The 22,692-nt window shown below is 72.5% G+C and carries 21 protein-coding genes; 9 read left to right on the top strand and 12 right to left on the bottom strand.

Annotated features, from left to right (window positions below; all coding sequences use genetic code 11):
• Positions 1 to 548: 548 nt before the first annotated feature.
• Positions 549 to 1,610: an AI-2E family transporter gene (locus ACFYSC_RS23250; RefSeq protein ID WP_362945298.1), complete on the top strand. Its 1,062-nt coding sequence runs from the start codon at positions 549 to 551 to the stop codon at positions 1,608 to 1,610.
• A 96-nt stretch (positions 1,611 to 1,706) separates the two neighbouring features.
• On the opposite strand, the gene ACFYSC_RS23245 is transcribed toward ACFYSC_RS23250, so the two are convergent.
• The 6 genes from ACFYSC_RS23245 to ACFYSC_RS23220 form a co-directional block, all read right to left on the bottom strand.
• Complete coding sequence (locus ACFYSC_RS23245) at positions 1,707 to 2,510, bottom strand: arylamine N-acetyltransferase (protein WP_389965176.1); 804 nt, start codon at positions 2,508 to 2,510, stop codon at positions 1,707 to 1,709.
• 239 nt (positions 2,511 to 2,749) lie between these two features.
• Positions 2,750 to 3,610 (bottom strand): PhzF family phenazine biosynthesis protein, encoded by an 861-nt coding sequence (locus tag ACFYSC_RS23240; RefSeq protein WP_389965173.1) that lies wholly within the window; start codon positions 3,608 to 3,610, stop codon positions 2,750 to 2,752.
• A 77-nt stretch (positions 3,611 to 3,687) separates the two neighbouring features.
• Positions 3,688 to 5,076 carry a hypothetical protein gene (locus ACFYSC_RS23235; RefSeq protein WP_389965170.1) on the bottom strand — a complete coding sequence of 463 codons (1,389 nt, stop codon included), beginning with the start codon at positions 5,074 to 5,076 and terminating at the stop codon, positions 3,688 to 3,690.
• A 226-nt stretch (positions 5,077 to 5,302) separates the two neighbouring features.
• On the bottom strand, positions 5,303 to 6,973 hold the full coding sequence (locus ACFYSC_RS23230) for a carbohydrate binding domain-containing protein (RefSeq protein ID WP_389965167.1): 1,671 nt from the start codon (positions 6,971 to 6,973) through the stop codon (positions 5,303 to 5,305).
• A gap of 224 nt (positions 6,974 to 7,197) precedes the next feature.
• Entirely contained in the window at positions 7,198 to 8,760 is a 1,563-nt protein-coding gene (locus ACFYSC_RS23225; RefSeq protein ID WP_389965164.1) for a cellulose binding domain-containing protein, read from the bottom strand.
• A gap of 386 nt (positions 8,761 to 9,146) precedes the next feature.
• Positions 9,147 to 9,818: a nitroreductase family protein gene (locus tag ACFYSC_RS23220; protein WP_389965161.1), complete on the bottom strand. Its 672-nt coding sequence runs from the start codon at positions 9,816 to 9,818 to the stop codon at positions 9,147 to 9,149.
• Positions 9,819 to 9,945: 127 nt separating this feature from the next.
• Here ACFYSC_RS23220 and ACFYSC_RS23215 point away from each other — a divergent pair, with 127 nt between their 5' ends.
• Positions 9,946 to 10,425, top strand: a complete 480-nt coding sequence (locus tag ACFYSC_RS23215) for an Lrp/AsnC family transcriptional regulator (protein WP_389965158.1) — start codon at positions 9,946 to 9,948, stop codon at positions 10,423 to 10,425.
• 100 nt (positions 10,426 to 10,525) lie between these two features.
• On the opposite strand, the gene ACFYSC_RS23210 is transcribed toward ACFYSC_RS23215, so the two are convergent.
• Both ACFYSC_RS23210 and iscB read right to left on the bottom strand, forming a co-directional pair.
• The gene (locus ACFYSC_RS23210; protein ID WP_389965218.1) at positions 10,526 to 10,768 is read right to left on the bottom strand and encodes a type II toxin-antitoxin system VapB family antitoxin; all 243 of its coding nucleotides are present in this window, start codon (positions 10,766 to 10,768) and stop codon (positions 10,526 to 10,528) included.
• Positions 10,768 to 12,117: an RNA-guided endonuclease IscB gene (gene iscB / locus ACFYSC_RS23205; RefSeq protein ID WP_389965215.1), complete on the bottom strand. Its 1,350-nt coding sequence runs from the start codon at positions 12,115 to 12,117 to the stop codon at positions 10,768 to 10,770. Before iscB ends, ACFYSC_RS23210 begins: the two co-directional genes overlap by 1 nt.
• Positions 12,118 to 12,635: 518 nt before the next feature.
• Here iscB and leuE point away from each other — a divergent pair.
• Positions 12,636 to 13,307, top strand: a complete 672-nt coding sequence (gene leuE, locus ACFYSC_RS23200; RefSeq protein ID WP_389965155.1) for a leucine efflux protein LeuE — start codon at positions 12,636 to 12,638, stop codon at positions 13,305 to 13,307.
• A 102-nt stretch (positions 13,308 to 13,409) separates the two neighbouring features.
• Here the strand turns inward: leuE and ACFYSC_RS23195 are convergent, their stop codons facing one another.
• Positions 13,410 to 13,763, bottom strand: coding sequence for a luciferase family protein (locus tag ACFYSC_RS23195; protein ID WP_389965152.1), 354 nt, complete (start codon positions 13,761 to 13,763; stop codon positions 13,410 to 13,412).
• Positions 13,764 to 14,039: 276 nt separating this feature from the next.
• On the opposite strand from ACFYSC_RS23195, the gene ACFYSC_RS23190 reads away from it, so the two are divergent.
• Entirely contained in the window at positions 14,040 to 14,690 is a 651-nt protein-coding gene (locus tag ACFYSC_RS23190; protein ID WP_389965149.1) for a VC0807 family protein, read from the top strand.
• A 37-nt stretch (positions 14,691 to 14,727) separates the two neighbouring features.
• On the opposite strand, the gene ACFYSC_RS23185 is transcribed toward ACFYSC_RS23190, so the two are convergent.
• Complete coding sequence (locus ACFYSC_RS23185) at positions 14,728 to 15,789, bottom strand: hypothetical protein (protein WP_389965146.1); 1,062 nt, start codon at positions 15,787 to 15,789, stop codon at positions 14,728 to 14,730.
• Between the two features lie 235 nt (positions 15,790 to 16,024).
• Between ACFYSC_RS23185 and ACFYSC_RS23180 the strand changes: the two genes are divergently transcribed.
• Positions 16,025 to 16,498 carry a TspO/MBR family protein gene (locus ACFYSC_RS23180; protein WP_389965143.1) on the top strand — a complete coding sequence of 158 codons (474 nt, stop codon included), beginning with the start codon at positions 16,025 to 16,027 and terminating at the stop codon, positions 16,496 to 16,498.
• Here ACFYSC_RS23180 and ACFYSC_RS23175 read toward each other — a convergent pair.
• Entirely contained in the window at positions 16,491 to 17,165 is a 675-nt protein-coding gene (locus tag ACFYSC_RS23175; protein ID WP_389965139.1) for a response regulator, read from the bottom strand. The two genes, ACFYSC_RS23180 and ACFYSC_RS23175, sit on opposite strands and share 8 nt — an antisense overlap.
• Positions 17,162 to 18,523: a sensor histidine kinase gene (locus ACFYSC_RS23170; RefSeq protein WP_389965212.1), complete on the bottom strand. Its 1,362-nt coding sequence runs from the start codon at positions 18,521 to 18,523 to the stop codon at positions 17,162 to 17,164. The genes ACFYSC_RS23175 and ACFYSC_RS23170 overlap by 4 nt, the downstream gene beginning before the upstream one ends.
• A gap of 303 nt (positions 18,524 to 18,826) precedes the next feature.
• On the opposite strand from ACFYSC_RS23170, the gene ACFYSC_RS23165 reads away from it, so the two are divergent.
• From ACFYSC_RS23165 to ACFYSC_RS23150, 4 genes are all read left to right on the top strand, one after another.
• Positions 18,827 to 19,462: a DedA family protein gene (locus ACFYSC_RS23165; protein ID WP_389965136.1), complete on the top strand. Its 636-nt coding sequence runs from the start codon at positions 18,827 to 18,829 to the stop codon at positions 19,460 to 19,462.
• A gap of 255 nt (positions 19,463 to 19,717) precedes the next feature.
• Positions 19,718 to 20,545, top strand: coding sequence for a DMT family transporter (locus ACFYSC_RS23160; RefSeq protein WP_389965133.1), 828 nt, complete (start codon positions 19,718 to 19,720; stop codon positions 20,543 to 20,545).
• 173 nt (positions 20,546 to 20,718) lie between these two features.
• The gene (locus ACFYSC_RS23155; RefSeq protein WP_389965130.1) at positions 20,719 to 21,960 is read left to right on the top strand and encodes a glycosyltransferase; all 1,242 of its coding nucleotides are present in this window, start codon (positions 20,719 to 20,721) and stop codon (positions 21,958 to 21,960) included.
• Positions 21,957 to 22,670, top strand: a complete 714-nt coding sequence (locus tag ACFYSC_RS23150) for a DUF998 domain-containing protein (protein ID WP_389965127.1) — start codon at positions 21,957 to 21,959, stop codon at positions 22,668 to 22,670. Before ACFYSC_RS23155 ends, ACFYSC_RS23150 begins: the two co-directional genes overlap by 4 nt.
• Positions 22,671 to 22,692: the final 22 nt, after the last annotated feature.

The raw sequence follows: 22,692 nt of genomic DNA, 5'->3' as shown, positions 1-22,692 counted from the left end.
CTCTCCAAACAATGTCTGAACAGTCTCTCCCGGCTGAAAGCATCCACCCCTGCAACAGGGCGGCTGCATCAACCAAAGGAATCCGTCCTCCCACCAAGCGATGGGTGGGACGGGGTTGTGCATCATGCACTGGCTTTTAGCACACTGTTGAGTTCTCAAGAAACGGACGCGTTCACCGTCGGCCCGGATCATCGATCCGCCCTCCGGGGCATTCGTTTCGCATCTCAATCTTAGCAGTTCCGCCTGGTTTGTGTCAAACTGTCGCTTTCGCTTCAGCCGACCCGCACCCGCCGGATCCACCTGGATCTCGACCACCCCGTCTCCAGGGCAACCCCTCTAACTTACTCCAACATTCGGTCTTGGTCAAACCGAATCTCGCCAGGACACAAAGGTCCCACCGAGAGGTGGATCATCAGAGGAGGTCCCGAGCTCCCGGTGATCTCCACCGGCGTTCTCGGGCCTGTGAACTCTATGTAGGGTCGCCCCTTCCGTCAAATCAACCCCTCCCCCAGAGGAAACCTTCCTTCCCTGCGGGTAGTGGTGGCGGTATGACGGACGGAAGGCTCCTCCCCAGAGCACTCATCGTGCTGGTCTGCGCCGCGAGCGCCGTGATCACACTGGCCGGGGTACGAGAGGTCGGGTCGATCGTCGGACCGGTGCTCCTCGCCCTGGTCCTCGTCCTCGCGGTCGCCCCGGTCCGCGGCATGCTCCAGAGGCGCGGCGCACCCGGATGGACGCTGGTGGCGGTTCCACTGGCCATCGTGCTGCTCCTGCTGTTCGGCATGGTGGCGATCCTGACTCTCTCGGTCGCGCAGCTGGCCACTCTGGCCTCCACCTACAGCGGCCAGTTCGACCAGCTCGTGGTGGATGCCCAGCAGCTGGCGGCGCGGCTCGGCATCGGCACCGATCAGATGAACCAGGCGATACGGACGCTCGACCCCGGGAAGATCTTCCAGCTGCTCCAGGGGTTCGCCGCCGGCCTTCTCAGCGTCTTCTCCGGGCTGGTCCTCATCGTCGTTCTGCTGCTGGCCATGTGCCTCGACGCCCCGGCCTTCTCCCGGCTGCTCCGGAAGGGAGCCGCGCGGCGTCCCCTGCTCATCGGCGCACTCACCGACTTCGCCCACAAGACACGCCGCTACCTCGTCGTCTCGACGATGTTCGGGCTGGTCTGCTCGGCGCTGGACGCGACCGCACTGTGGCTGCTCGGCGTGCCGCTCCCGCTGCTGTGGGGCGTGCTGGCTCTGATCACGAACTACATCCCCAACATCGGGTTCGTCATCGGCCTGATACCGCCGGCGCTGCTCGGCCTTCTCGTGGGCGGGCCCAAGACCCTGCTTTTCGTGGTCCTCTCCTACATCCTGATCAACTTCGTCGTGCAGTCGCTGATCCAGCCCAAGTTCCTCGGCGACGCCGTCGGCCTGTCCACGACCATGACGCTCCTGTCACTGCTGCTGTGGGCGTTCGTACTCGGTCCGCTGGGTGCGCTGCTGGCCATCCCGCTCAGCCTGCTGGTCCGGGCGTTGCTGATCGACAGCGACCCCGACGGTGAGTGGGCGGCGGCGCTGGTCTCCGGGCACGATCCCGGCGAGGACCGGCCCGCCACGCCGTAGGACCTCGTGGGAAACGGCGCCGTGAGCACCGTGGACGCCGGTCCGCGGCGCCGTGGACCGGTGAGGGCGGTCCCGTCCAGGCCGCCGCGTCATCGGTCAGGGCGAGGCGGGTTCGGTCGTCGTACGGCTCCCGCCGTCCGGCCGCGGGCCCGCCGGGGGAAGCGTGCTCAGCTCGATGCCGAAGTGTTTCCGGTAGGCGGCGAGCACCTCGGTGTCGGTGAGCAGTTCCCGTTCCTCCCGGACGCCCCCCACCGTGTGGATGAGCGTCCGGCCGCCGCTCAGCGTGACACGGCCCGTCTCGGTGAGGATCGTGCAGACCGTCGAGCGGGTGAAGTGCGACTTCGGGGAGGTCTGGTGCCACCAGCAGGCCATCTCGAAGTCGGACAGGGCGTACGGCCTCGGTTCCACGCGGTACTGGAGCACGTCGTCCTGCAGGATGTCGAGATCGCCTTCGCCGGTCTCGGCCACGCGGAAGACCCCCTCCGGGTCGGGCTGCTCGGTACGCAGGTCGAGACGGAACGGATACCGAGAGAGCCGGCCGAAGCCGACGTCGACGAGCCACGACGCCGAGCCGCTCTCGACACGCAGGGCCATGTGGTCGAACGGCGCCCTTGGCACGCCGTCCGCGGCGACCCTGGCCGAGAGGAAGGACACCCGGTAGCCCAGCGAGCGGAGCAGCGCGGCGAAGGCTCCGTTGACCTCGTAGCAGAAACCTCCCCTGTGCCTGTCCACCACCTTCTCCACCAGTGCGCGATCGTCGAGCACGACGGGTTCGCCGAGGTGGACGCTCAGGTTCTCGAACGGAACGGTCAGCAGGTGGCGGGCCTGCAGTTCGCGTAGCGACTCGGGGTCCGGGCTCGCGGGCCGGGGCGCGCCGATTCGTGTCAGGTATTCCTCCATGGCCTGATTCGATCACGGGGCATGACGCCCGCGGCAGGGGCCGCGGGCGTAGGACCCGGGCTTAGGACCGGGGGCCGGGGTCCGGTGGCACGGAGATCCCGGGCCCGATGAGAACCGGGGCGGGCCTCGGCCCGGGGCCGCCCCGGACGTCGGACCGGACGTCGGACCGGACGTCGGACCGGACGTCGGACCGGGGCGGGCGCCGGGCCGAAGCCACGCCAGGCGTCAGGCGTCAGGCGTCAGGCCGGGGACGGCGTGGGCAGTTCCACGGCTCCCCCGCTCACCCGGCTGCGGCCGTCCGGGGAGGCGATCGACACCTTCAGGACGCTCGGCCGTCCCATGTCCACCCCCTGGAGGACGGTGAACTCGTCGGACCCGGTGCCCAGCACGCGGAGGTAGCCACCGAACGCGGCCGCCGCGGCCCCCGTCGCGGCGTCCTCAACGACCCCGCCCACCGGGAAGGGGTCGCGGGCGTGGAACCGCAGGTCGCTCTCGCGCCAGAAGAGGTGCACCGTCGTCCAGCCGTGGGCGGTCATGATCGACCGCAGCGCGTCGAAGTCGTAGTCGAGGTCCGCCAGACGCTCGCGGGTCGCGGCGGCGAGCACGAGGTGGTCGTTCCCCCCGAAGGCGACGTGCGGCGGGAAGGCCGGGTCGAGGTCGTCGTGGGACCAGCCGAGCGCGTCGAGGGTTGCGTCGAGCTCCTCCTCCCCGGCGGGCCGGGAGCGGGTGGGGACGCTGGTGAGCGTGGCGCGGAGCACGCCGTCGTCGATCCCGGTGTCCATGGCGATCTCACCGGCCGGGGTGTGGAAGACCAGCGGGCCGGCGCCGAGCCGTTCGGCCAGTGCCACCGCGGTGGCGATGGTGGCGTGCCCGCAGAAGGCCACCTCGGTGGAGGGGGCGAAGTAGCGGACCCGGAAGGTGCGGCTCTCGTCGTCGCGGCCGGTCACGAAGGCGGTCTCGGAGTATCCGACCTCGGCGGCGATGGCGAGCATCTCGGCGTCGGAGAGGCCACCGGCGTCCAGGACGATCCCGGCGGGGTTGCCCCCTTCGGGGTCGTGCGTGAAGGCGGTGTAGCGCAGGATCTCCAGATCTTCTCTCATGCCCACCGGAGCCTATCCTCCGCCCTTCCGGAGAATCCCGCCCGCCCGGGTGATCGGGGCGGGCGGGGCCGGATAGCTCAGACGGCCGCCGGGGCGGTCTTCTGCGGGGCCGTACTCGGCGCGGGGGCCCGCGCCGCGGAGACGCGGCGGTTCCAGGGCATGGCCGCGATGAGGACCGGCAGGAGCACGATGGAGCACTGCGCCCAGACCGAGTGCAGCTCACCCCACGCCAGACCGCGGTACTGCGTCATGTAGAGGTAGCCGTACGCCGCCCAGACGGAGACGCCGAGGATGGCGGGCCACGCGAAGCGGGTGGGGCGGGCGACCAGGAACGGCATGAACCACAGCAGGTACTGCGCGCCGAGGCGGGGGGTGGCGACCATGAAGGCGAGCAGCAGGGCCGTGGTGACGTCCACCGGGTCGGCGCGGCGCCACAGGATGGCGACCACCACGAGCGTGAAGTAGATCAGCCACGTGCCGAACGTGGCGATCCCCTGGTGGAGCGTCCAGTCGCCGCCGACCAGGAGGGCGCTGTAGCTCCACTCTCCGACGATGGGACGGATGGTCTTCATCACCTTGATGACCTCGGGGATCTGACTCAGGGAGGTCCCGGCGAAGATCGGCAGGGTGACGATGAAGAACACCGGTGCGATGCCGGTGGCCACGAAGGCGACGATGCGGGCGCGGACGGTCGGCAGGAACAGGAGCATGCCGGGGATCAGCCAGATGGGCCAGCTCTTGGCGCACAGGGCCAGGCCCATCAGCAGGCCGGCGAACAGGGCGCGGCGCAGGCCGGCCCGGTCGCCGGGGCCCGGACGCAGCGCCAGGCGCAGCGTCTCCGGCGCCGCCGCCAGTGCCTGCCGTACGGCGCCGCGGAACCCGAGGGCGGAGACGCTCCGCCGGGTCATGGCGATGGGGTCGTTGACGAGACCGGGGCGCTCGGCCGGTCCCGGGCCGCGGGCCACCACGAACGCGGCGACGCCGAAGGCCAGCGCGACCGGCTCGACCTGGCCGTGGATGCACGCGACGAGGAGGGCCAGCGGGTTGCAGGCGTACTGGAAGGCGCGCAGCGAGGCGTCGCGTCCCCCGGCGAGCCTGCCGACGAGCGGGATCAGCGCGATGTCGGCCACCACGGTGACGAGCCGCCCGGCGATCTCCCACGGGATGCCCAGCCAGAGCAGCAGGCCGTACACGTACGGGATGGTCGGCAGGAAGTGCCAGCCGCCGTTGCTGCCAAGGACGGGGTCCTGACGGTTCAGGACCGCCTCGCCCGCCGGTTTGAAGCTGTTCACGAAGTCGACCGGCTGCCACTCGCTCTTCGCCGCGGCGACCATGATCAGCAGACGGAACACGATTCCGGCCGCGAGCGCCACGGCCAGCGACGGACGCCAGTGCCGCCACTGGGCGACGAGTGCGAGCACGACACCTGCGGCGAGGAGGAGCCCCGTTTGGATTGCGTAGTCCATGACGTCTACCAGAGTGCCGGAAGCCGAGGGAAAGCGACCACTCGGGCCGCGAAACGAGTTCACTCTCCCAGGTTTCTTCACGGAAAGAAGCCGAATCGTCACTTTCAGCCACCGAAGAAGAGGTGGCGGGCCGGTTCCTGGCATGACCTCGCCGCCGGGAGTCCGTCTCTCCCGGCGGCGAGGGGCTTTCGGGGGTCGGGCCCCGTCCTGGACGGGGCCCCGGCCGTCAGCCGGTGAACCCCTTGAAGATGCCGGTGAACTCCCAGGGCGACTGGGCGACTCCGCTGCAGGTGGGCGATACCTGCCCGTTGGGGCAGCCGCCGTTGTCGCGGCCGGCGGACCAGAAGCCGACGAACCCGGCGTGGTTGGCGTTGGCCCAGGAGAGCAGCTTGCGGGCGTCCGCCTGCGTGGTGGTCATGCCGGTGTCGTTCTTGCCGATCATCGGGGTCAGGCCGAGCATCCTCTTGAGCTGGGCGTCGGTCTTCGCCGGCCAGACCGTCCTCATCTGCGCGAGCGTCGCCTCGGCCGCGGCGATCATCGCGTCACCCCAGTTGCCGGTGTAGCCGAAGTTCATCAGCATCGGGTTGACGATCACGTCGAGGCCCCTGGAGGCCGCGTCCCGCAGGATCGACAGCGAGAACGGGTCCACGCCGTAGTCCTGGCCCTGAACCCGGAGGGTGTAGCTCACCACGGTGCCGCGTTCGGCCTGGAGCTGCTTGAGCGCGGTGTTGACCTTGGCGGCGTCGATCGACGCCTCGACGTCGACGTCGAGGTGGTTCGTCCCGACCGCGTCGAGCACCTTCTTGTACGCGGTGAGCAGCGCGGCGGAGGAGGCGCAGTTGTGCTCCAGGTACGGTCCCTGGGCGCCGCCGGTGGCCACGATCACCTGCCCGCCCTGCGCCTGGAGCGCCCGGACGTCGCCGATGATCCGCGGGTCGTCGATCGGGATGGTGCCGCCCCAGGCCGGGTTGCAGCCGGTGCTGTCGCCGAGGGCGAAGGCGAGGGTGTAGTTCTTCACCCCGGTCGCGGCGGCGGCGCCCGCCAGCGAGGGCGTGGGCATGGTGATGTCGATGTAGGGGGCGTAGCGGATCTCCCCGACGGGCGGCGGGGTGGTGTCGCCGGTGGTCGTCCCACTCGTCTGGGGGCCGTAGGCCGAGCAGTTGCCCGAGGGGTCGCAGGCCCGGACCCGGAAGGAGTAGGCGGTGCGGGGCGTGAGGCCGGTGGCCGTGTAGGAGGTGGCGGAGCCCGCGGCGACCGGTGCGCCGCCGTCGCGGGAGACCTCGTAGCGGGCCACGGTGCCGGAGTCGTCGGTGGAGGCCGACCAGGAGAGGGCCAGCGAGGTGGCGGTGGCGCCGCCCACGGTGAGGTTCGCCGGGACGGTGGGCGGGACGGTGTCGCCCGGGACGCCGTCGCCGGGCGGCCCGTCGAGGACGAGGTCGTCGGCCTGGTAGGCGCCCTGGCCGTACCAGGAGTTGACGTACACGGTCACCGAGGTGGTGGACGGGCCGGTGGTGAACGACGTGGTCAGCCGCGCGTAGGACGACGGCGAGGACGTCCATGTGCTGGGGTCGGTGGTACCGGTGCCGGTCGCGCCCAGGAAGACGTAGCCGCCGCGCACCCAGGCCGACAGCGAGTACGACGAGGACGGCTTGACGGCGACCTTCTGGCCGCAGCGGGCGATGTCGGTTCCCTGGGCGGTGGCCTGTAGCGCCGCGGCGCCGCCGTGCACGGGGGACGACACCGTCGTCGCGGCCGAGGAGGCGGAGCAGGTCCAGCCGGTCAGTCCGTTCTCGAACCCGGGGTTGGTCATGAGGGCGGCGGCGTGCGCGGGCGGCGCGGCGAGCGTCGCCGCGCCCAGGGCCAGTACGGCGGCCGCCGCGAGTTTCCTGAGGTTCATCTCTTGCCCCGCAAGGGTGGTGGTGGGGTGGGCTGGGGTCTTCCGGGGCGCGGCCCCGCGCCTCGTGGGACGGGGCCGCGCCGTGAAGGGGGCCGGCTCGCCGTGGAGAGGACCCGGACGGCGGACCGGGACGGCGGGCCGGCCCCCCTGCGGGCGGCCGTACGGTTCACCGGTGGGCGGGCCGTACGGCCTCCCGGCAGCCGGGCGAGCCGGGCGGGCGAGGGTCAGAATCCCGCGGTGATCCGGGTGAACTCCCAGTCGGCCTGGGCGATCCCGCTGCAGCTCTCCTGGACGCCGCCGCCGGGGCAGGGGCGGTCGCGGTTGACCGACCAGAACGCGAGGCGGGTCAGGCCCTTGGAGTTCGCCCAGTCGCGGATCTGGGTCCACTGCGCCGGGGAGGTCTGCTCCTGCTGGTCGGACAGGCCGTTCATGCCGGAGATGCCCATGTGCGCGTATGCCTGGGCGTCGGTCCAGCCGTTGGCGGACTTCAGCGCGTTCTTCAGGCCCTCGGCGGCGTTGACCGTGCTCTGGTACATGTTCGCGCCGCCGCCGAAGTCGAACGGCATGATCGTGTAGTTGTCGATCGGCACGCCCAGCGCCTTGGCCTGGTTGATCAGACGGATGCCGGGGGCGGTCGGGCCGGTGGTGGAGGTGCCGAAGGTCACGACCACCTTGACGCCGGGGTTGGCCGACTTGACGATCTTCAGGCCGTTGAGGATGCGGTCCTGGACGGTGTAGTTCTCGAACTCGTCGGTGTTCTCGATGTCGAAGTCGACCACCGCGGGCCCGACGGCGTCGATGACCTTCTGCACGGCTCCGGCGAACGCCTGGGGGGTCGAGCAGTTGGGGCCGAGCTTGTTGCCCTGCCAGCCGCCGAAGGAGATCTGCACGCTGCCGCCGGCGGCCTTGATCTGGTTGATGGCGGACTGGTCGGCGCCGCCGGTCAGCGGACGCTGGCCGTCCCAGGCGGGGTTGCAGCCGTTCTGGGCCAGGATGAAGGCCATGGTGAAGGACTTGACGCCGGTGGCGCCCATGACCGTGGCCGGGCTGGGCGGGTTGCCCCAGCCCATGTAGAGGTAGGGGGCGCCGGGCATCTTGCCGCCGGGCGGCGGGGTGGTGCAGCCGGTGGTGGTGGCGGTGGCGCCGCTTCCGGCCGACTCGCCGGCGTTGTTGTACGCCTTGACCGTGTAGGTGTGCGACTCGCAGGTGCCGAGGCCGGAGACGGTGGCGGTGGTGCCCGTGACGGTGGTCTTGAGCGCCGAGCCCTCGTAGACGCGGTAGCCGGTGACCGTGCCGCTGGAGGCGCCCCAGGACAGGGTGATCGACGTGTTGGTCGAGGTCGTGGTCACGGCCCCGGGTGCGCCCGGGGCGCCGGGGTTGCCGGTGCCTCCGCCGCAGGGGTTGCCGTTGAGCGTGCAGTTGGACGGGGTGACGCCGCCAGGGCTGCCGTTGAAGCCGAAGCTCGCGGACGCGCCGGGGGCCAGGGTGCCGTTCCAGCCGACGTTGGTGAAGGTGAAGCGCTGTCCACTGCGGGTCATGGCGGCGTCCCAGGAGGAGCCGACGGACGCGCCGGAGGGCAGGTCGAAGGCCACCGACCAGCCGTTGATCGTGGTGGCGCCGCCGTTGGTGATCGTGTACTTGCCCTCGAAGCCGGTGCCCCAGTCGGAGACCTTGGTGAAGACGGCCGTGGGGGACGCCTCCGCCCCGGCGGGCGCCGCGGTCGCGGCCGCGCCGAGCGCGGTCAGGAGTGCGGCCAGAGCCGCGGCTGCTGTTCGGCGAAGTCTCATTCGCTGTTCCTTCTGTCGGGGGGTGTCGCGTCCCGCCGGCGGCGGGGCCGCGGGGCGGGGCGGGTGGCTTTTCCGGCCGGCCCGGGTTCTCCGGCGTGGTCAAGGGCGTGGTCAAGACGGACGGGCCGCCGGCGCGCCACGCGGGTGTCCACTCGGAGCGGCGATGGCGCGGTACCGCTCCGGGTGATGCGGGGCGTGGACGCCGCCGCCGGGGGTCGGCGGCGTCCACGCTGCTCAGAAGGGGTTCCGGGTCGGCGAACGGGTCATCGGCGTCCCGTTCGACTCATCTTTTAGGAAAGTTTCCTAAGAGTTGTGGCGATCGTAGCTTTGACAACCCTCCTTCACAAGACCCAAAACAAGACCGAAACGAGACGGGGAGCGAACCCTCAGGCCATGACCTCCGGCAGCGGCTTGCGGGTCAGATCGGGGACCTCCGCGTCCCGGGCGGCGTAGCCCACGGGGAAGAGGATGTAGGGCCGCTCGTTGGCCGGCCGCCCGCAGATGTCGCTCAGGAACGCCATCGGGTTGGGGGTGTGGGTGAGGGTGGACAGCCCCATCGAGTGCAGGGCCGCGATGAAGAGGCCGCACGCGATGCCGACGCTCTCGTTGACGTAGTAGTGCCTGACCCGCGTGCCGTCGGGACGCACGCCGTACTTCTCCGCGAAGCAGACCACCAGCCAGGGCACGGTCTCCAGGTAGTCCTTCCCGGGGCCGGTCTCCAGGGGGGCCAGGGCGGCGCGCCACTCCGGGGTCAGCCGCCCCTCCTCGTAGTTCCTGCGCTCCTCGACCTCGGCCGCCTCCCTGATCCGCCGCCTGGTCCCGGCGTCGCCGACCAGGATGAACTTCCACGGCTGCTGGTGGGCCCCGGAGGGGGCGGTGTTCGCGGTCCGGATCGCCAGTTCGACGCACTCGCGGGGCACCGGTTCGTCGCTGAAGAACCGCACGCTCCGCCGCCGGTCCATGTGCTCGTAGAACTCCCGGCCCCGGGCCAGCATCTCGTCCTCGGGGTAGCGGGCGGGCCGGTAGGGGATGAACGGGTAGCTGTGCTCGCGCGGCACGATGCCTCCTTATTCGTCATATGTGCGCGCGTAGTCTGAATGGCGGTGAAAAATAGGGCAATACCCCGCCCGGAACGCTGCCAGATCGTCAGTCTCCGTCGCCGCGGGGTCCGCGGAGGTGAGCAGATTGGCAGCCAGAAGGGCCGGCCGGAACGGCCTGGACGAACTCGACCGCAGGGTGCTCCGCCTGGTCAGGGAGCGCCCGCGCACCGGCCTGCTGGAGATCTCCCGCATCCTCGGGGTCGCCCGGGGAACGGTCCAGGCCCGGCTGGACCGGATGGTCGCCGACGGAGTGATCGTCGACTTCGGGCCCAACCTCTCCCCCCGCGCCCTCGGCTACCCGGTTCAGGCGTTCACCACGCTGGAGGTCGAGCAGGTCTCCCGGCCCGGCATCTCCTCCGCCCTGGAGGCGATCCCCGAGGTCATGGAGGCGCACATCGTCACCGGCCCCGGCGACGTCTGGTGCCGGATCGCCGGCCGCGACCACGAGCACATCCAGCGGGTCATCGACCGGATGCTCGCCATCCCCGGCGTACGGCGCAGCAGCACGGTGATCACCCTCTCCACCGTGGTGGCCCACCGCGTCCAGCCCCTGGCCGACGACTGAGCCCATTCACACCTCGGCCCCGTTCGCCCCCGTCAGTCCTTGAGGAGGAACTCGCTGTCCCTGCGATGCGCGTACACCAGAATGTTGGTGTCGACGGCGATCACAGGCGGTCCTCGTAGGCCAGTGCCCGGATGTCCTCCCAGGAGGCGCCTCGCCTAGAGGGTTGCACTCCCTGACCGCCCACGGACGCGTCGGGCAGCGCGTACCTCACCCCTCGTGCCTGAGGCGCCAGGACGGACCGGAGTCCCTCCTCGATAAGGGCCCGCAGAGTCGTTCCCTCGGACCTGGCGAGCTGCCGGGCCTCCTGGAGCAACCCGTCCGCGATGTCGACGGTCGTCTCCATCAAATGCCTCCAGTGTGGAGACCCCCGCCTTCAGGTGGGGGAGGAAACGTGGCATCGTGCCGCGTTTCCGGGTGGGTGGTGTAGCCGTAGCCGTCCGCCCGCTGGAGCAGTCGAACGTGGCGGTGGTCGATGCCCTGCATGGTGCCGTGCCGGGTGGTGATGTTGAAACTGCCGGTGGAGCGGACCGCGACGCGGCCGGTGTGGACCCCGGCCTTCTTGCCCGTCGGGACGTTCGCCCGGACCAGGTCGCCCGTCTGAAAGCCCCGCACCGTCTTGGTCCGGGGCAGCCGCAACCGGGGAAAGCCGTAGCGGTCGGTACGCGTCCGGCAGTACGTGCCACGCCCGGTCGCCTTCACCACCAGGACCGTCGACGGCCAGCCGGTCACGGTCTCCAGGCATCCGACGTGCAAGGCGTCCAGGGTGTGGGACTTCGGCGCGCCGGTTCGCGACCGGTTCCACTTCGTGCGCCCGCCGGAGGCCGTCGTGACCGGCAGGCCGGTCGCCTCCAGTGCCCGCCATAGCGCCCATCGGGTGGCGTTGACGGCGGCGGCATCACGCAGCGGAAGCTTCGCCTGCCTGAGGATCTTCGCCAGGAGAGCGGGCTTGGCCTTGAGGAACTCCTGTGCGGGGGTGGCGTTCTTGGCCTGGTTGCACGGCACGCATGCCAGGGTGAGGTTGGTGATCCGGTCCGAGCCGCCCCGGGCGCGCGGGTGGATGTGGTCGATGTTCAGCGGCACGCTCGTCGCGCCGCAGTAGGCGCACGCCCGGCCCCACGTGGCCAGGAGGTATTCGCGGACCTCGTACCCGGCGAGCGTGCCCTGACGGTACTCCGCGCCTTGGAGTGGCCGCCCGGCCGACATGGCGTGCGTGTCGAAGGAGACCCGCTCCACGTGGACGACGGTGACAGGCGCCCAACGCCTCAGGCGCGCCACCCACGACATGGTGGTGTCGACGCGGTGCCGTAAGGACGGGGCCAGCCATCCCTTCGGTTTGACGCGGTTGTCGAACCGGGGCGCGCGATAACGCAGGTTCGCGCTACGACGTCGCCGCCGTAGCGCGGCTCGAGTGGTGAGCTTGTCACGGATCGCCCCGCCACGATGGTCGAGCTGGAGCGCGTACACGCCGGTCCGGCTTCCGCCGTGACCGGTGAACACGGCGATGCCAGTGTGTCTGGAACCGGGGTCGATGCCGGCCTCGACGCCCTTGACCGTGGAATCAGCGGCGGCGCGATCGCGCAACCGGATGACGAACGGGGTGTGCCGGACCACGGCCGCCCGGCCCTTGCGGAGGAGTTCTTTCGCCCGGCGCGGCGAGCACGGCTGCAAAGGCCGCCCTCTCCGGTCGAGCACGAACACGCAGGCGTTACCGCCCAGCCCCTTCCCGGCGGAAGCCGGGTCAGGGTGACGCCGCCGGCCCCGGGTGCCGAGGCCGCCGATCTCCCCTCGCCCGTGTTCCACGCCGGTTACCGCGCTGAGGCGGTGTCCGCGTCCCGTTTCGTGCCCACCCTCGGGCGTGTCTGCTGACGCGGATTCCAGAGCAGCCCGCTGAGGAAGCACGGACTGGTGGGTCTGCTGGCCTACGTGAAACGTCGTCAATCGAATGCACCTCCTTCCAAGTGATCGACTCAGGCTGGTCAACGCGGGGCTTCAAGACGCATCACCGCACCTGGAAGCCCTCTCCTTCAGGAGGGAGTCGTTGACGTGGCTAGCCATACCTATGGAGCAATATTCCCATCCATTCTTACCCTCCGCACATGGAATGTCGCCCAGAGTTCCATCGATCCCGTCCGGGTGATCAAGTAAGGCGATTGGGGATTGTTCGGGGGGAGTACCGTAGGTTCGTCTTGTTTCGCCCCCTGGAGTGCCCCATGTTCTTCGGCATCACCGACATCTGGACCTACGTCATCGGTGCCTTCTTCATCGTCCTGCTGCCCGGCCCGAACTCCCTCTACGTGCTCAGCGTCGCGGCGCAGCAGGGGGTGCGCCGGGGCTATCGCGGGGCCGTGGGGGTGTTCCTCGGTGACACCGTCCTGATGGTCCTGGCTGCGGCCGGGGCCGCGTCGGCGCTGCGGGCCGAGCCGATGCTGTTCGACGTCGTCAAGTACGCCGGGGGCGCTTACCTGGCGTGGATCGGCGTGCAGATGCTGCGCGGGGCGTGGCGCTCGTGGCGGAGCCACGGGACCGCCGGGGCCGCGGACGCCGCCGGGCCCCCGGCGGCGGAGGCGGGCCGGCCCGCCAGGGACCCGTTCCGCAAGGCGCTGACGATCAGTCTGATGAACCCGAAGGCGATCCTGTTCTTCATCTCCTTCTTCATCCAGTTCGTGGATCCCTCCTACGGCAGGCCGGCGCTGTCGTTCCTGATCCTGGGGGCGATCTGCCAGCTGTTCAGCGTGCTGTACCTGTCGACGCTGATCTTCGCCGGGAGCTTCCTGGCCTCCCAGTTCCGGGCGCGCCACCGGCTGTCGGCCGGGCTCACCTCGGGGGTGGGCGCGCTGTTCATCGGCTTCGGGGCGCGGCTGGCCACGGCGACGCTGGGCTGACGCCGTACGGCCGTGCCGGGCTGAGCCGCACCGGCCGTTCGGGACGCCGTGCGGCCGGGCGCGGGGGCGTGCTCGCCGCGCCGGGGTATCCGACGGTGGTCGTCAGGCCTGGCCGGGGCCGTCCTGGTTGGCCTTGATCGCCACGCTGACCAGCGAGAGGAACAGTTCGGCGTCGGCCCTGCCGTCGATGGCCATCGACACCCAGCCGTCCCCGCTGCCCGGGACGACCCGCCGGCAGTCGGTGAGGACCCGGGCCCAGCGGTCGATGACGCCGGTGGTGAGCAGGAGTTCCGCGGTGTGGTCCCCGCGCATCCTGACGATCTCCCGGCCTTCGGGCCTGAAGCCGATGCCCCTGCGGGTGCGTTTCAGCGCGAGGGCGGGCCAGTGGGAGAGCTGGGTCGCGACGTGCGCGACACCTTCGGTTGGCCGACTGGACGTGCGCGCGTGCACTGCCATACGCGAATCGTCGCGAACCCCAAGGGTTCGGGAAAGTCATGTTTCCGAACCGTTACCGCTTGGACACACTCCGAGTATCGGCCGATCCGCCGCGACCCATGCGGCATCGGTCGGTTAAAGCGAAAGCATTCTCCGGGTTCGGGTACGGTAAACCGCCCCCCGGCGCCGGGTGATCCCCGGTATCCCGGAACGGCGAGTCGTCATGTCTGTTCACCGGCTGTTCGGGTAGGCGTGAAGCCTCACCGCCGGTCATTCCACCTTTCCGTGGAGCGCGTCATGAGCCATACGTCCATCACCCTCCCCCGTCTCACCGTCCTCGCCCGCCAGGCCGCGCCGAAGCTGCTGGAGGGCGTCGTCGCCCCACTGGCGGTCTTCTACGCCGCGCTGGCCGTCCTCGGTGAGCGCGGAGCGCTCATCGCCGCGCTGAGCTGGGTCTACATCGGGGTGGGGTGGCGGCTGCTGCGGCGCGTCCCGGTGCCGGCCACGATGATCCTCGCCACCGTGGCGATCACCGTGCGGACGCTGCTGGGCCTGTGGACGGGCAGCATGGTGTTCTACTTCCTCCAGCCCGAGCTGGGCACGATCTGCATCAGCGTGGTCTTCCTGGCCTCGGTCCGGCTGAACCGCCCGATGGCGCAGAAGCTGACCCTCGACTACATCCACCTTCCCTCGGCGGTGCTCGGGCACGAACGGGTCCGCCGGTTCTTCGCGCGGATCACCCTGCTGTGGGGGTTCGTGCTGCTGGCGAACTCGACGGTGAGCATCTGGCTCCTGCTGCACCAGTCGATCGGCGCCTACCTGCTGGTGCGCACCTCGGTCGTGGCGCTGATCAGCGGTGCGGCGATCGCCTTCTCCGTCTGGGCCTTCCGCCGCGTCCTGCACCGCCTCCACCCCACCTCCGCCCCCGCCCTCCCCGCGACGTCCTGACGGGCGGCCCCCGTACGGCGGAGCGGGTGCGAAGCCGTCAGGACCGGCGGGTGGCGGGGGTGAAGGCGCCGGTCAGGGTGAGGATGCCGGTCAGGCCGATGGCGAGGCCGGTCAGCGCGGTGAACAGGCTGATCAGGGCGGCCGGGCCGCCGGAGCCGCCGGGGTTGAGGGCGCTCGGCGTCAGGGCGGTGATCAGGGACCACATCGACCAGCCGAACATGCCGCCCGAGCCGAGCCAGGCCAGGGCCACCGGCCTCCACAGCGGCCGCGCGGACCGTCCGCGGACGATCGCCAGCAGGCCGGTCGCCGCGAGGACCGGCAGCAGCGCGTCCACCAGGCCGCGCAGGCCGGCGGTGAAGGAGAGGCCGGCCGGGAGGCCGCTGACCGCGCCGGGCAGCAGGGCCAGGTCGAGGACCGCGATGACGACGGCTACGGCCAGGGCGGCCCAGGCGACGAACACCTGTGCCTGGCGCGCCGGGCCGGGCCTGCCGTCCGAGGTCCGCGCGGCGAACACCCACGGCCAGCGCCGGCGCGCGTGGTGGACGAACCCGGCCGTCAGCCCGAACGCCTGGGCGGTGAAGCCGGTGTAGACGACGAGGTAGACCCACCCGGCGACCGGGCTGTCCGCGCCGATCGGCTTCTCCCCGCTGACCAGGGCGAACAGCCCGCCGAGCGGGGCCTGGACGGCGATGGGGACCAGCAGGCCGGTGCCGGCCCACATGGGCGCCAGGATCGCCCCCGCGGTGATCCTGAGGCCCCAGGGCCGGACGAACGCCAGCGCGACCAGCAGGGCGACCACGTCCATGCCCAGGGTGAGCAGGTTGAGGCCGAAGAAGCCGCCGTCGCGCAGCAGGGCCGGGTCCCCGATGCCGACCGAGCCGCCGGTCAGCCAGATGACCTTGAGGGTGATGTAGGGGACCATGCCCGCCATGGCCACCGCGGCGGCCGTCAGCCGGAGCGCGCTCGCCGTCGTCCCGCCGTTCCCGGCGCCGGCCGGGCCACGGATCGTGTCGGCATCGTCGGCGGGACCGCTGACCGGGCCGCCGGTCGTGTCCGCGTCGCCGGCCGGGCCGCCGGTCGCGTCGATCGTGTGTGTCATACCCCGACCCTCCCGGTTCCGGCCGCGCCGTCCCTCCCGCCGGCCGGGGATCCGCCTCCCCCGGAGGGGGGAACCCGCGACTGCCCGATCCCCTCCCCCGCGGGGGGATCGGCGGCCCCGGCGACCGGGAGAGGCCCCGTCTCCCCGCCCTGGGGGACCGGCGACCGGCGGACCGCTTCTCCGGTGGGGAAACCGGCGGCCGGTAGGAGCGCGAAGGAGAGGGCAGGAGGTGGACATGGTCATCACACACGGACCGAAACGGTGGGCGGGGCTCCCGGTCTTCGTCGTCGCCCTCGCGCTGGTGGCGGTCGCCGGCTCGCTGGCGTCGGCCGGTTCCGGGGAGGAGTACCTCGCTCTGGAACGCCCGTCGTGGGCGCCGCCCTCGTGGCTGTTCGGCCCGGTCTGGACCGTGCTCTACGTCATGATCGCGGTTTCCGGCTGGCTCGCCTGGTCGGCGCGCGGCTGGACGCCGGCGCTCGGCGTCTACGCGGTCCAGCTCGTCCTCAACGCGGCCTGGTCGCCGCTGTTCTTCGGCGCCGGACGGTACGGCCTGGCGTTCGCGGAGATCGTCCTGCTCTGGGCGTCGATCGTCGCCACCGTCGTCGCCTTCCGCCGGATCAGCCGCCCGGCGGCCTGGCTCCTGGTCCCCTACCTGCTGTGGGTCACCTTCGCCGCCGCGCTGAACTTCGCCGTCTGGCGGCTCAACTGACCTCTGTCCCCGGTGTCCCGGCCGTCAGTCCGGCCTCGTGGGCGACGATCGCCGCCTGGACCCGGTTCTCGGCCCCCAGCCGGATGAGGATCGAGCTCACGTGGGCTTTGACGGTCCCCTCCACCAGGTGGAGGCGGCGGGCGATCCGCGCGTTGGGCAGCCCCGCCGCCAGCAGGGTGAGGACGTCGCGCTCGCGGGGGGTGAGCGCCGCGACCCGCTCGCGGGCGGCCGCCTCGCGGGTCATCCTGCCGTCCGCGAGCGCGGAGACGACCCGCCGCGCCACGCGCGGCGACAGGCAGGCGCCGCCCTCGGCGACGGCGTGGAGGCCGGCCAGCAGTTCGCGGGGGTCCCCCGACTTCAGGAGGAACCCGTCCGCGCCCTCCCCGAGAGCCCGGGCGATGTAGTCGTCCTCACCGAAGGTGGTGAGCATCACCACGGCCGTGCCGGGGACGACCCGGCGCAGCTCGGCGATGGCCGCCAGCCCGTCCATCCGGGGCATCCGGATGTCGAGGAGGGCGACGTCGGGGCGGTGGGCGAGGGCGAGCCGGATCGCCTCCCGGCCGTCGGCGGCCTCGGCGACCACCTCGATCTCCGGGTCGACGGCCAGTACGGCGCGCACCCCGGCCCGGATCATGGCCTCGTCGTCGGCCAGCAGCACCTTGATCATCGCGTTCCGTCCCCCACGTTCACGTCCACGTCCTCTTCGATCCCTCCCGGGGAGGGGAGCCGTTCCTCCCGGAGGGCCTCCGCACCGGACCGCTCCGCACCGGACCGCTCCGCACGGGACCGTCCCGCGTGGGACCGCTCACCGTCGGGCCACTCCCCATCGAGCCGCTCACCGCCGGGCCGTTCCGCGTGGGGAAGGCGGGCCGTGACCCGGAAACCGCCGTTCCCCGGGCCCGCCTCGAACACGCCGCCCGCCAGCCGTACCCGCTCGCGCAGCCCTTCCAGGCCCATCCCGCCGGACGCGCCGGGCGGGCGGCCCGGCGCCGCCCGGGACGCCGGATTGGTCACCTCGACGGTGACCCCGGCGGGCCCGCCGAGCACCCGCACGGTCACGGGCGCGCCGGGGGCGTGCTTGGCCGCGTTGGTCAGGGACTCCTGGACGACCCTGCGGGCGGCGGGGTCGCGCAGCGATCCGTCGCCGCGCAGCTCCACCCGCATCCCCGAGGCGGCGGCCCGTTCGACGACGTCGGAGACGCTCTCCTCCGGCGGGGTCAGCGACGCCGGATCGTCCTCGCGGAGCACGCCGATGACCCGGCGGAGCCGTTCGGTGGTGTCGGCCGCGGCCTCGCGGAGCTCCCCGGCGGCCCGGCGGTGCCGTGCGGGCAGGTCGGGCGCCATCTCCAGGGCCGCGGCGCGCAGCGCGATGAGCGCGAGGTCGTGGCCGATGGAGTCGTGCATGTCCTGGGTGATGCGGTTGCGCTCGCGCAGCCGTGCCTGGCCGGCGGCCAGCCGCCGTTCGCGCAGGCGCTGCTCGGCCCGCTGCCGGAGCAGCAGGCCGATGCTCCAGGGCAGCAGGCCGGACAGCAGGACGCCCGACAGGGCGGGCAGCCAGAAGGCGGTGACGGCCGGGGCGGGCCGCGGGCCGCCGAGGAGGGAGAGGGCGAGGACCGCGACGGCTCCGACGCCCAGGAGCGCGGCGAACGCCCCGAGCGCGGGACGGGCGTCCGGCGCGCGACGGCCGGCCCGGAGGCTCAGCACGATGACGGCGAGGGTGAGGCCGTTCAGCGGCAGCACCTTGAACGACGGCAGGTCCAGGCCCCCGAGCTGGAAGGTGGCCGCTCCCTCGGCGACGTTCCACGTCCCCGCCACCAGCACGGCCAGCATGGCCGGCACCGGCGCGCGGCGGCCCGCGAGCACGGCGGCGCAGATCACGGCCACCTCGGCGGCCGCGGTCCACAGCGGCGTCCAGGCGGTGGGCGGTCCCAGCCAGGGCGGAGGGGCGGGGAACAGCAGCGCCGGCAGGCAGAGCAGCAGGGCCGTCACGGCCTCCCGCCGGTCCGGCCGCCCCATCCTTCTCATCACCTTCGTGACGTTACAAGTCCCGGGAACCGGGCGGCTCCTCCCCGGGACCGGGTCCGACCCCCGTCGAAAGTAGGGGGCGGCACGGGCGGAACGTCCGATGTGCCGGCCGCGGCCGGCGTCCTAGCGTCGGTGGCGCACGAGTTCCGGCGGTGTCCCCGGGAGATCTCAGGGACGCCGTCCCGAGGTCCGGGGGCCCTTCCCCGATGCCCGGAGTCCGGCGGTCCTCCAGCGTGCTGGGGGGATCCCCCGGCTCCGGCCGGATCCGCCCGCACCCGACCCCCACCGATGAGGAGCGCGTCCGTGACGCAGGCCATTCTCGACGCCGTACAGCAGGCGATGTCCTCCCCCTGGATCTACCTGGCGCTGTTCGCGCTGGCGCTGCTCGACGGGTTCTTCCCCGTGGTGCCCGCCGAGACGTCCGTCATCACGGCGGGCGTGTTCGCCGCCTCCACCGGCGCGCCCGACGTCGCGGCGGTGATCGCGGTGGCGGCGCTGGGCGCCTTCGCGGGCGACCACGTCTCCTACGCCATCGGACGCTCGGCGAACGGCCGGCTGCGGAGGGGCGGTCGCGGCGGCGGCCGGGCGTTCGCCTGGGCGCGGCGCGCGCTGGCCGAACGCGGCGGGCTCGTCCTGGTGGCGGCCCGCTACATCCCCGGGGGCCGTACGGCCTGCACCCTCACCATGGGCGCGGTCGCCTACCCCCGGCGGTCGTTCGCCCTCTTCGACGCGGTCGCGGCCGTCACCTGGTCGGTCTACTCGGTGCTGATCGGCTACGTGGGCGGCGCGGCGTTCGAGCACGACCCGTTCAAGGGGCTGCTGCTCGGTCTCGGCATCGCCCTGTCGGTCACCGCGGTGGCCGAGACGGTCCGGCACGTGCGGCGGCGGGCCGCCGGGGCTCCGAAGCGGGAGCCGGTCCTCGCCGTCTCGGACGACTGACCGACCCCGACCCGTCCCCGGGGGAATCCGCGCCGAAGTCAGGGACGACCCCGATGGATCAGGGTGCCGCGACCGCGGGAGGCTGCGAGAGGTTCGCCGGAGGACGTCCTCCGGACGCCTCGCCGAGACGTTCCGGCCACCTCGCCGTGTCGTGATCGGAAGGAGAGGACCCGGGGCCGGAGGAGAGCCGGGATCGGGAGGGAGCCGTGTCCCGCCGGACGGCGGGGGCGGGAAGAGCGTGACGGAGGAGGGTCCATGAGCGTGGCGGCCGTCGGCCTGGCGTTGCTGGGGTCCCTGTTCTTCGCGCTCGGCGCCGCGCTGCAGCAGTCGGAGACGGGGCCGGACCGGGTCGCGCTGCGTCACCTGGCCAGGCGCCCGCGCTGGCTGCTCGGCGGCCTCGCCATCGCGGCCGGCACCGCGCTGCACGTCCTCGCGCTGAGGTACGGGCCGCTCACGCTGGTCCAGCCGCTGGGGGTGGCGAGCCTGCTGTTCGCCCTGCCCTGCGCGGCGGCCCTGCAACGCCGCAGGCCGCGGCCGCGCGAGCTGGCCGCCGCCGCGGCGGTCGCCGCCGGGCTGGCCGGGCTGGTGCTGACCGTGCCGGAGCACACCGGTGACGCCCGCCTCGGCCCCTGGGGGGCGGTGGCCCTGCTCGCGGGGGCGGCCGCCGCCGCCCTGGGGTTGCTGGCCGTCTCCCGGCGCGTCTCCCCCACCGCGCGGGCCGGGCTGCTGGCGATGGCGGCGGGCGTGCTGTACGGCGCGACCGCCACGCTGACCCGGGTGCTGGTCGACGGCTCCTGGGAGCCGTGGCTGCTGCTCGCCGCGCCGTTGCCCGCCCTGGCCGCGCTGGGCCTGTTGCAGCGCGCCTACGCCTGCGGTCACTTCGGCGTCGCCTTCGCCTCCCTGCAGGTGGCCGACCCGCTGACCGCGGTCGTCCTCGGGGCCGTCCTGCTGGGCGAGCCGCTGCCGACCGGTGCGACGGCCGCGCTGACCGCGCTGGCCGCCGCGCTGCTGGCCGCCTGCGGCACCGTCGCGCTGGCCCGCACCGGTCCACCGCCCGCCGCGCACGTCCCCCCGGCCCGCTGAACCCCGCGGATCCCGCTCCCGGCCCCGCTGAAACCACGTCCCGACCGCACCCGACCGCACCCGACCGTCCCCGGCCGTCCGCCGGCTCCCCGCTCCCGCGAGCCGCCTCCGCGAGCCGCCTCCGCGAGCCGCCTCCGGCCTTCCCCCGAACCCCTCCGAACGGAGTCCCATCGATGATCACCGCTCCCGCTCCCCTCGCGCCCGCCCCCGCCGCCGCGCCGGTCACCGTACCGGGCCGCGCTCTTCCCGTCGTCCGGCCGCGGCGGGTGCTGATCGCCACCGACACCTACCCTCCGGACGTGAACGGCGCCGCCTCCTTCACCCACCGGCTGGCCTGCGGGCTGGCCGCCCGGGGCAACGAGGTCCACGTGGCCTGCGCCTCCGACGAGGGACCGGCCAGGACCGAGTACGCGGACGGGGTGACGGTGCACCGGCTGCGGTCGGTGCCGGTGCTGGTGCACCCGACGATGCGGATCTCGGTGCCGTCGCGGCTGGACGATCTGGTGGCGGCCGTCTCGCCGGACGTGGTCCACGCGCAGGGGCACTTCGTGGTGGGCAGGGCCGCGATCTCGGCGGCCCGGCGCGCGGACGTCCCGGTGGTGGCCACCAACCACTTCATGCCGGACAACCTCTTCCAGTTCGCCCACGTCCCGGGCGCACTCCGCGACCGGGTGGGCGAACTGGCCTGGCGGGACTTCCGGCGTGTCTTCTCCCGGGCCGACCGGGTGACCACGCCGACCCGGATCGCCGCCGAACTGCTGGCGGGCAAGGGCTTCAGCCGTCCGGTGGAGCCGGTCTCGTGCGGCATCGACCTGCGCCGGTTCCAGCCGCGCGGCGGCCTCAGGTCTCTGGCACGCGAGGCGCTCGGCCTGCCGGACCGCCACACCGTGCTGTTCGTCGGGCGACTGGACGAGGAGAAGCGGCTGGACGAGCTCATCCGGGCGCTGCCCCACGTGCTCAACGACCATGACGCGCAGGTCGCGCTGGCCGGCACGGGCGGGCAGCGCGAGTCGCTCGCCCGGCTCGCGCACCGGATCGGGGTCGGCGACCGGGTCTTCTTCCTCGGTTTCGTCCCGGACGAGTCGCTCCCGGACGCCTACGCCGCCGCCGACGTCTTCGCCATGCCGGGGGTGGCCGAACTGCAGAGCATCGCGACGCTGGAGGCCATGGCGTCGGGGCTGCCGGTCGTCGCCGCCGACGCGATGGCCCTGCCCCACCTGGTACGGCCCGGCGGGAACGGTCACCTCTACCGGCCCGGGGACGTGCTGGAGCTGGCGCGCCGCCTGGGCGACCTGCTGGGAGCGCCGGAGCGGCGGGCCGCCATGGGCTCGGCGAGCCGGATGATCGCGCTCACCCACGACCACCAGGTGTCCCTCGCCCGGTTCGAGGCGATCTACCGGGATGTCGCGCGATGAGGGATGACCGGGTGGGAGCGGAGGAGGACCCGGTGTGGCGACGGCCCGCGACGGCCTGCGCGGGCCTGGCCCTGGCGGCGATGGCCTACGCCCATCTGGCCGCGGCCGGATCGGTGGATCCGATGACCGAGCCGACCGGTCGTTACGCGCTGTTCGGCCCGAGCGGCTGGGCGATGGCCGTCTCCGCGATCGCGCTGGCGATGAGCTGTGTGTGGACGGCCTACGGTCTGACCCGGGTGGATCCGGCGCGCAGCGCCGCGGCGCGCGTCCTGCTCGTCGCGGCGGCGCTGGGCCTGCTGCTCACCGCGGTCTTCCCCGTCGAGACGGCCCCCGGGGCCGTCTCCGGCGGCGGTGAGGTCCACCACTGGGCGGCGGCCGTGGTCCTCACCGCGCTGCCCTGTGCGGGCCGGCTGCTCGGGCGCCGGTTCGGCGAACCGCTGCTGTCGCTGGCGGCCGGTCTGTCGGTGGCGGCGCTGGCGGCGTTCCTCGCGGCCCGCCCGGGATCGCCGTTCGCGGAGATCGTCGGCGGTCCGGGCTACCACGGCCTGCTGGAGCGGCTGGCACTGCTGGGCGACGCGGCCGTGGTCCTCCTGGCGGCCCGGCACGCGGGCGGGCGGGGTGCCCGGGCCCACGCGGTCCGGCCGCCGGCCGCTTCTCCGGATGCGGGGCCGGTGTTCCTTGAGCGCGAGATGAAACCTACCGGACAGTAACAAAAGAGACATATCCCCACCG

This window comes from Streptosporangium sp. NPDC004379, assembly GCF_042873875.1.
Lineage (GTDB): Bacteria > Actinomycetota > Actinomycetes > Streptosporangiales > Streptosporangiaceae > Streptosporangium.
Note: the sequence above shows the minus strand (reverse complement) of the source record. Positions and strands in the feature narration are given on the sequence as shown.

Bases quoted from the DNA above. Each gene is read 5' to 3' on its own strand.
- ACFYSC_RS23250 (WP_362945298.1), top strand. From the start codon at position 549: ATGACGGACGGAAGGCTCCTCCCCAGAGCACTCATCGTGCTGGTCTGC.
- ACFYSC_RS23245 (WP_389965176.1), bottom strand. From the start codon at position 2,510: ATGGAGGAATACCTGACACGAATCGGCGCGCCCCGGCCCGCGAGCCCG.
- ACFYSC_RS23240 (WP_389965173.1), bottom strand. From the start codon at position 3,610: ATGAGAGAAGATCTGGAGATCCTGCGCTACACCGCCTTCACGCACGAC.
- ACFYSC_RS23235 (WP_389965170.1), bottom strand. From the start codon at position 5,076: ATGGACTACGCAATCCAAACGGGGCTCCTCCTCGCCGCAGGTGTCGTG.
- ACFYSC_RS23230 (WP_389965167.1), bottom strand. From the start codon at position 6,973: ATGAACCTCAGGAAACTCGCGGCGGCCGCCGTACTGGCCCTGGGCGCG.
- ACFYSC_RS23225 (WP_389965164.1), bottom strand. From the start codon at position 8,760: ATGAGACTTCGCCGAACAGCAGCCGCGGCTCTGGCCGCACTCCTGACC.
- ACFYSC_RS23210 (WP_389965218.1), bottom strand. From the start codon at position 10,768: ATGGAGACGACCGTCGACATCGCGGACGGGTTGCTCCAGGAGGCCCGG.
- leuE (WP_389965155.1), top strand. From the start codon at position 12,636: ATGTTCTTCGGCATCACCGACATCTGGACCTACGTCATCGGTGCCTTC.
- ACFYSC_RS23195 (WP_389965152.1), bottom strand. From the start codon at position 13,763: ATGGCAGTGCACGCGCGCACGTCCAGTCGGCCAACCGAAGGTGTCGCG.
- ACFYSC_RS23190 (WP_389965149.1), top strand. From the start codon at position 14,040: ATGAGCCATACGTCCATCACCCTCCCCCGTCTCACCGTCCTCGCCCGC.
- ACFYSC_RS23185 (WP_389965146.1), bottom strand. From the start codon at position 15,789: ATGACACACACGATCGACGCGACCGGCGGCCCGGCCGGCGACGCGGAC.
- ACFYSC_RS23180 (WP_389965143.1), top strand. From the start codon at position 16,025: ATGGTCATCACACACGGACCGAAACGGTGGGCGGGGCTCCCGGTCTTC.
- ACFYSC_RS23175 (WP_389965139.1), bottom strand. From the start codon at position 17,165: ATGATCAAGGTGCTGCTGGCCGACGACGAGGCCATGATCCGGGCCGGG.
- ACFYSC_RS23170 (WP_389965212.1), bottom strand. From the start codon at position 18,523: ATGAGAAGGATGGGGCGGCCGGACCGGCGGGAGGCCGTGACGGCCCTG.
- ACFYSC_RS23160 (WP_389965133.1), top strand. From the start codon at position 19,718: ATGAGCGTGGCGGCCGTCGGCCTGGCGTTGCTGGGGTCCCTGTTCTTC.
- ACFYSC_RS23155 (WP_389965130.1), top strand. From the start codon at position 20,719: ATGATCACCGCTCCCGCTCCCCTCGCGCCCGCCCCCGCCGCCGCGCCG.
- ACFYSC_RS23150 (WP_389965127.1), top strand. From the start codon at position 21,957: ATGAGGGATGACCGGGTGGGAGCGGAGGAGGACCCGGTGTGGCGACGG.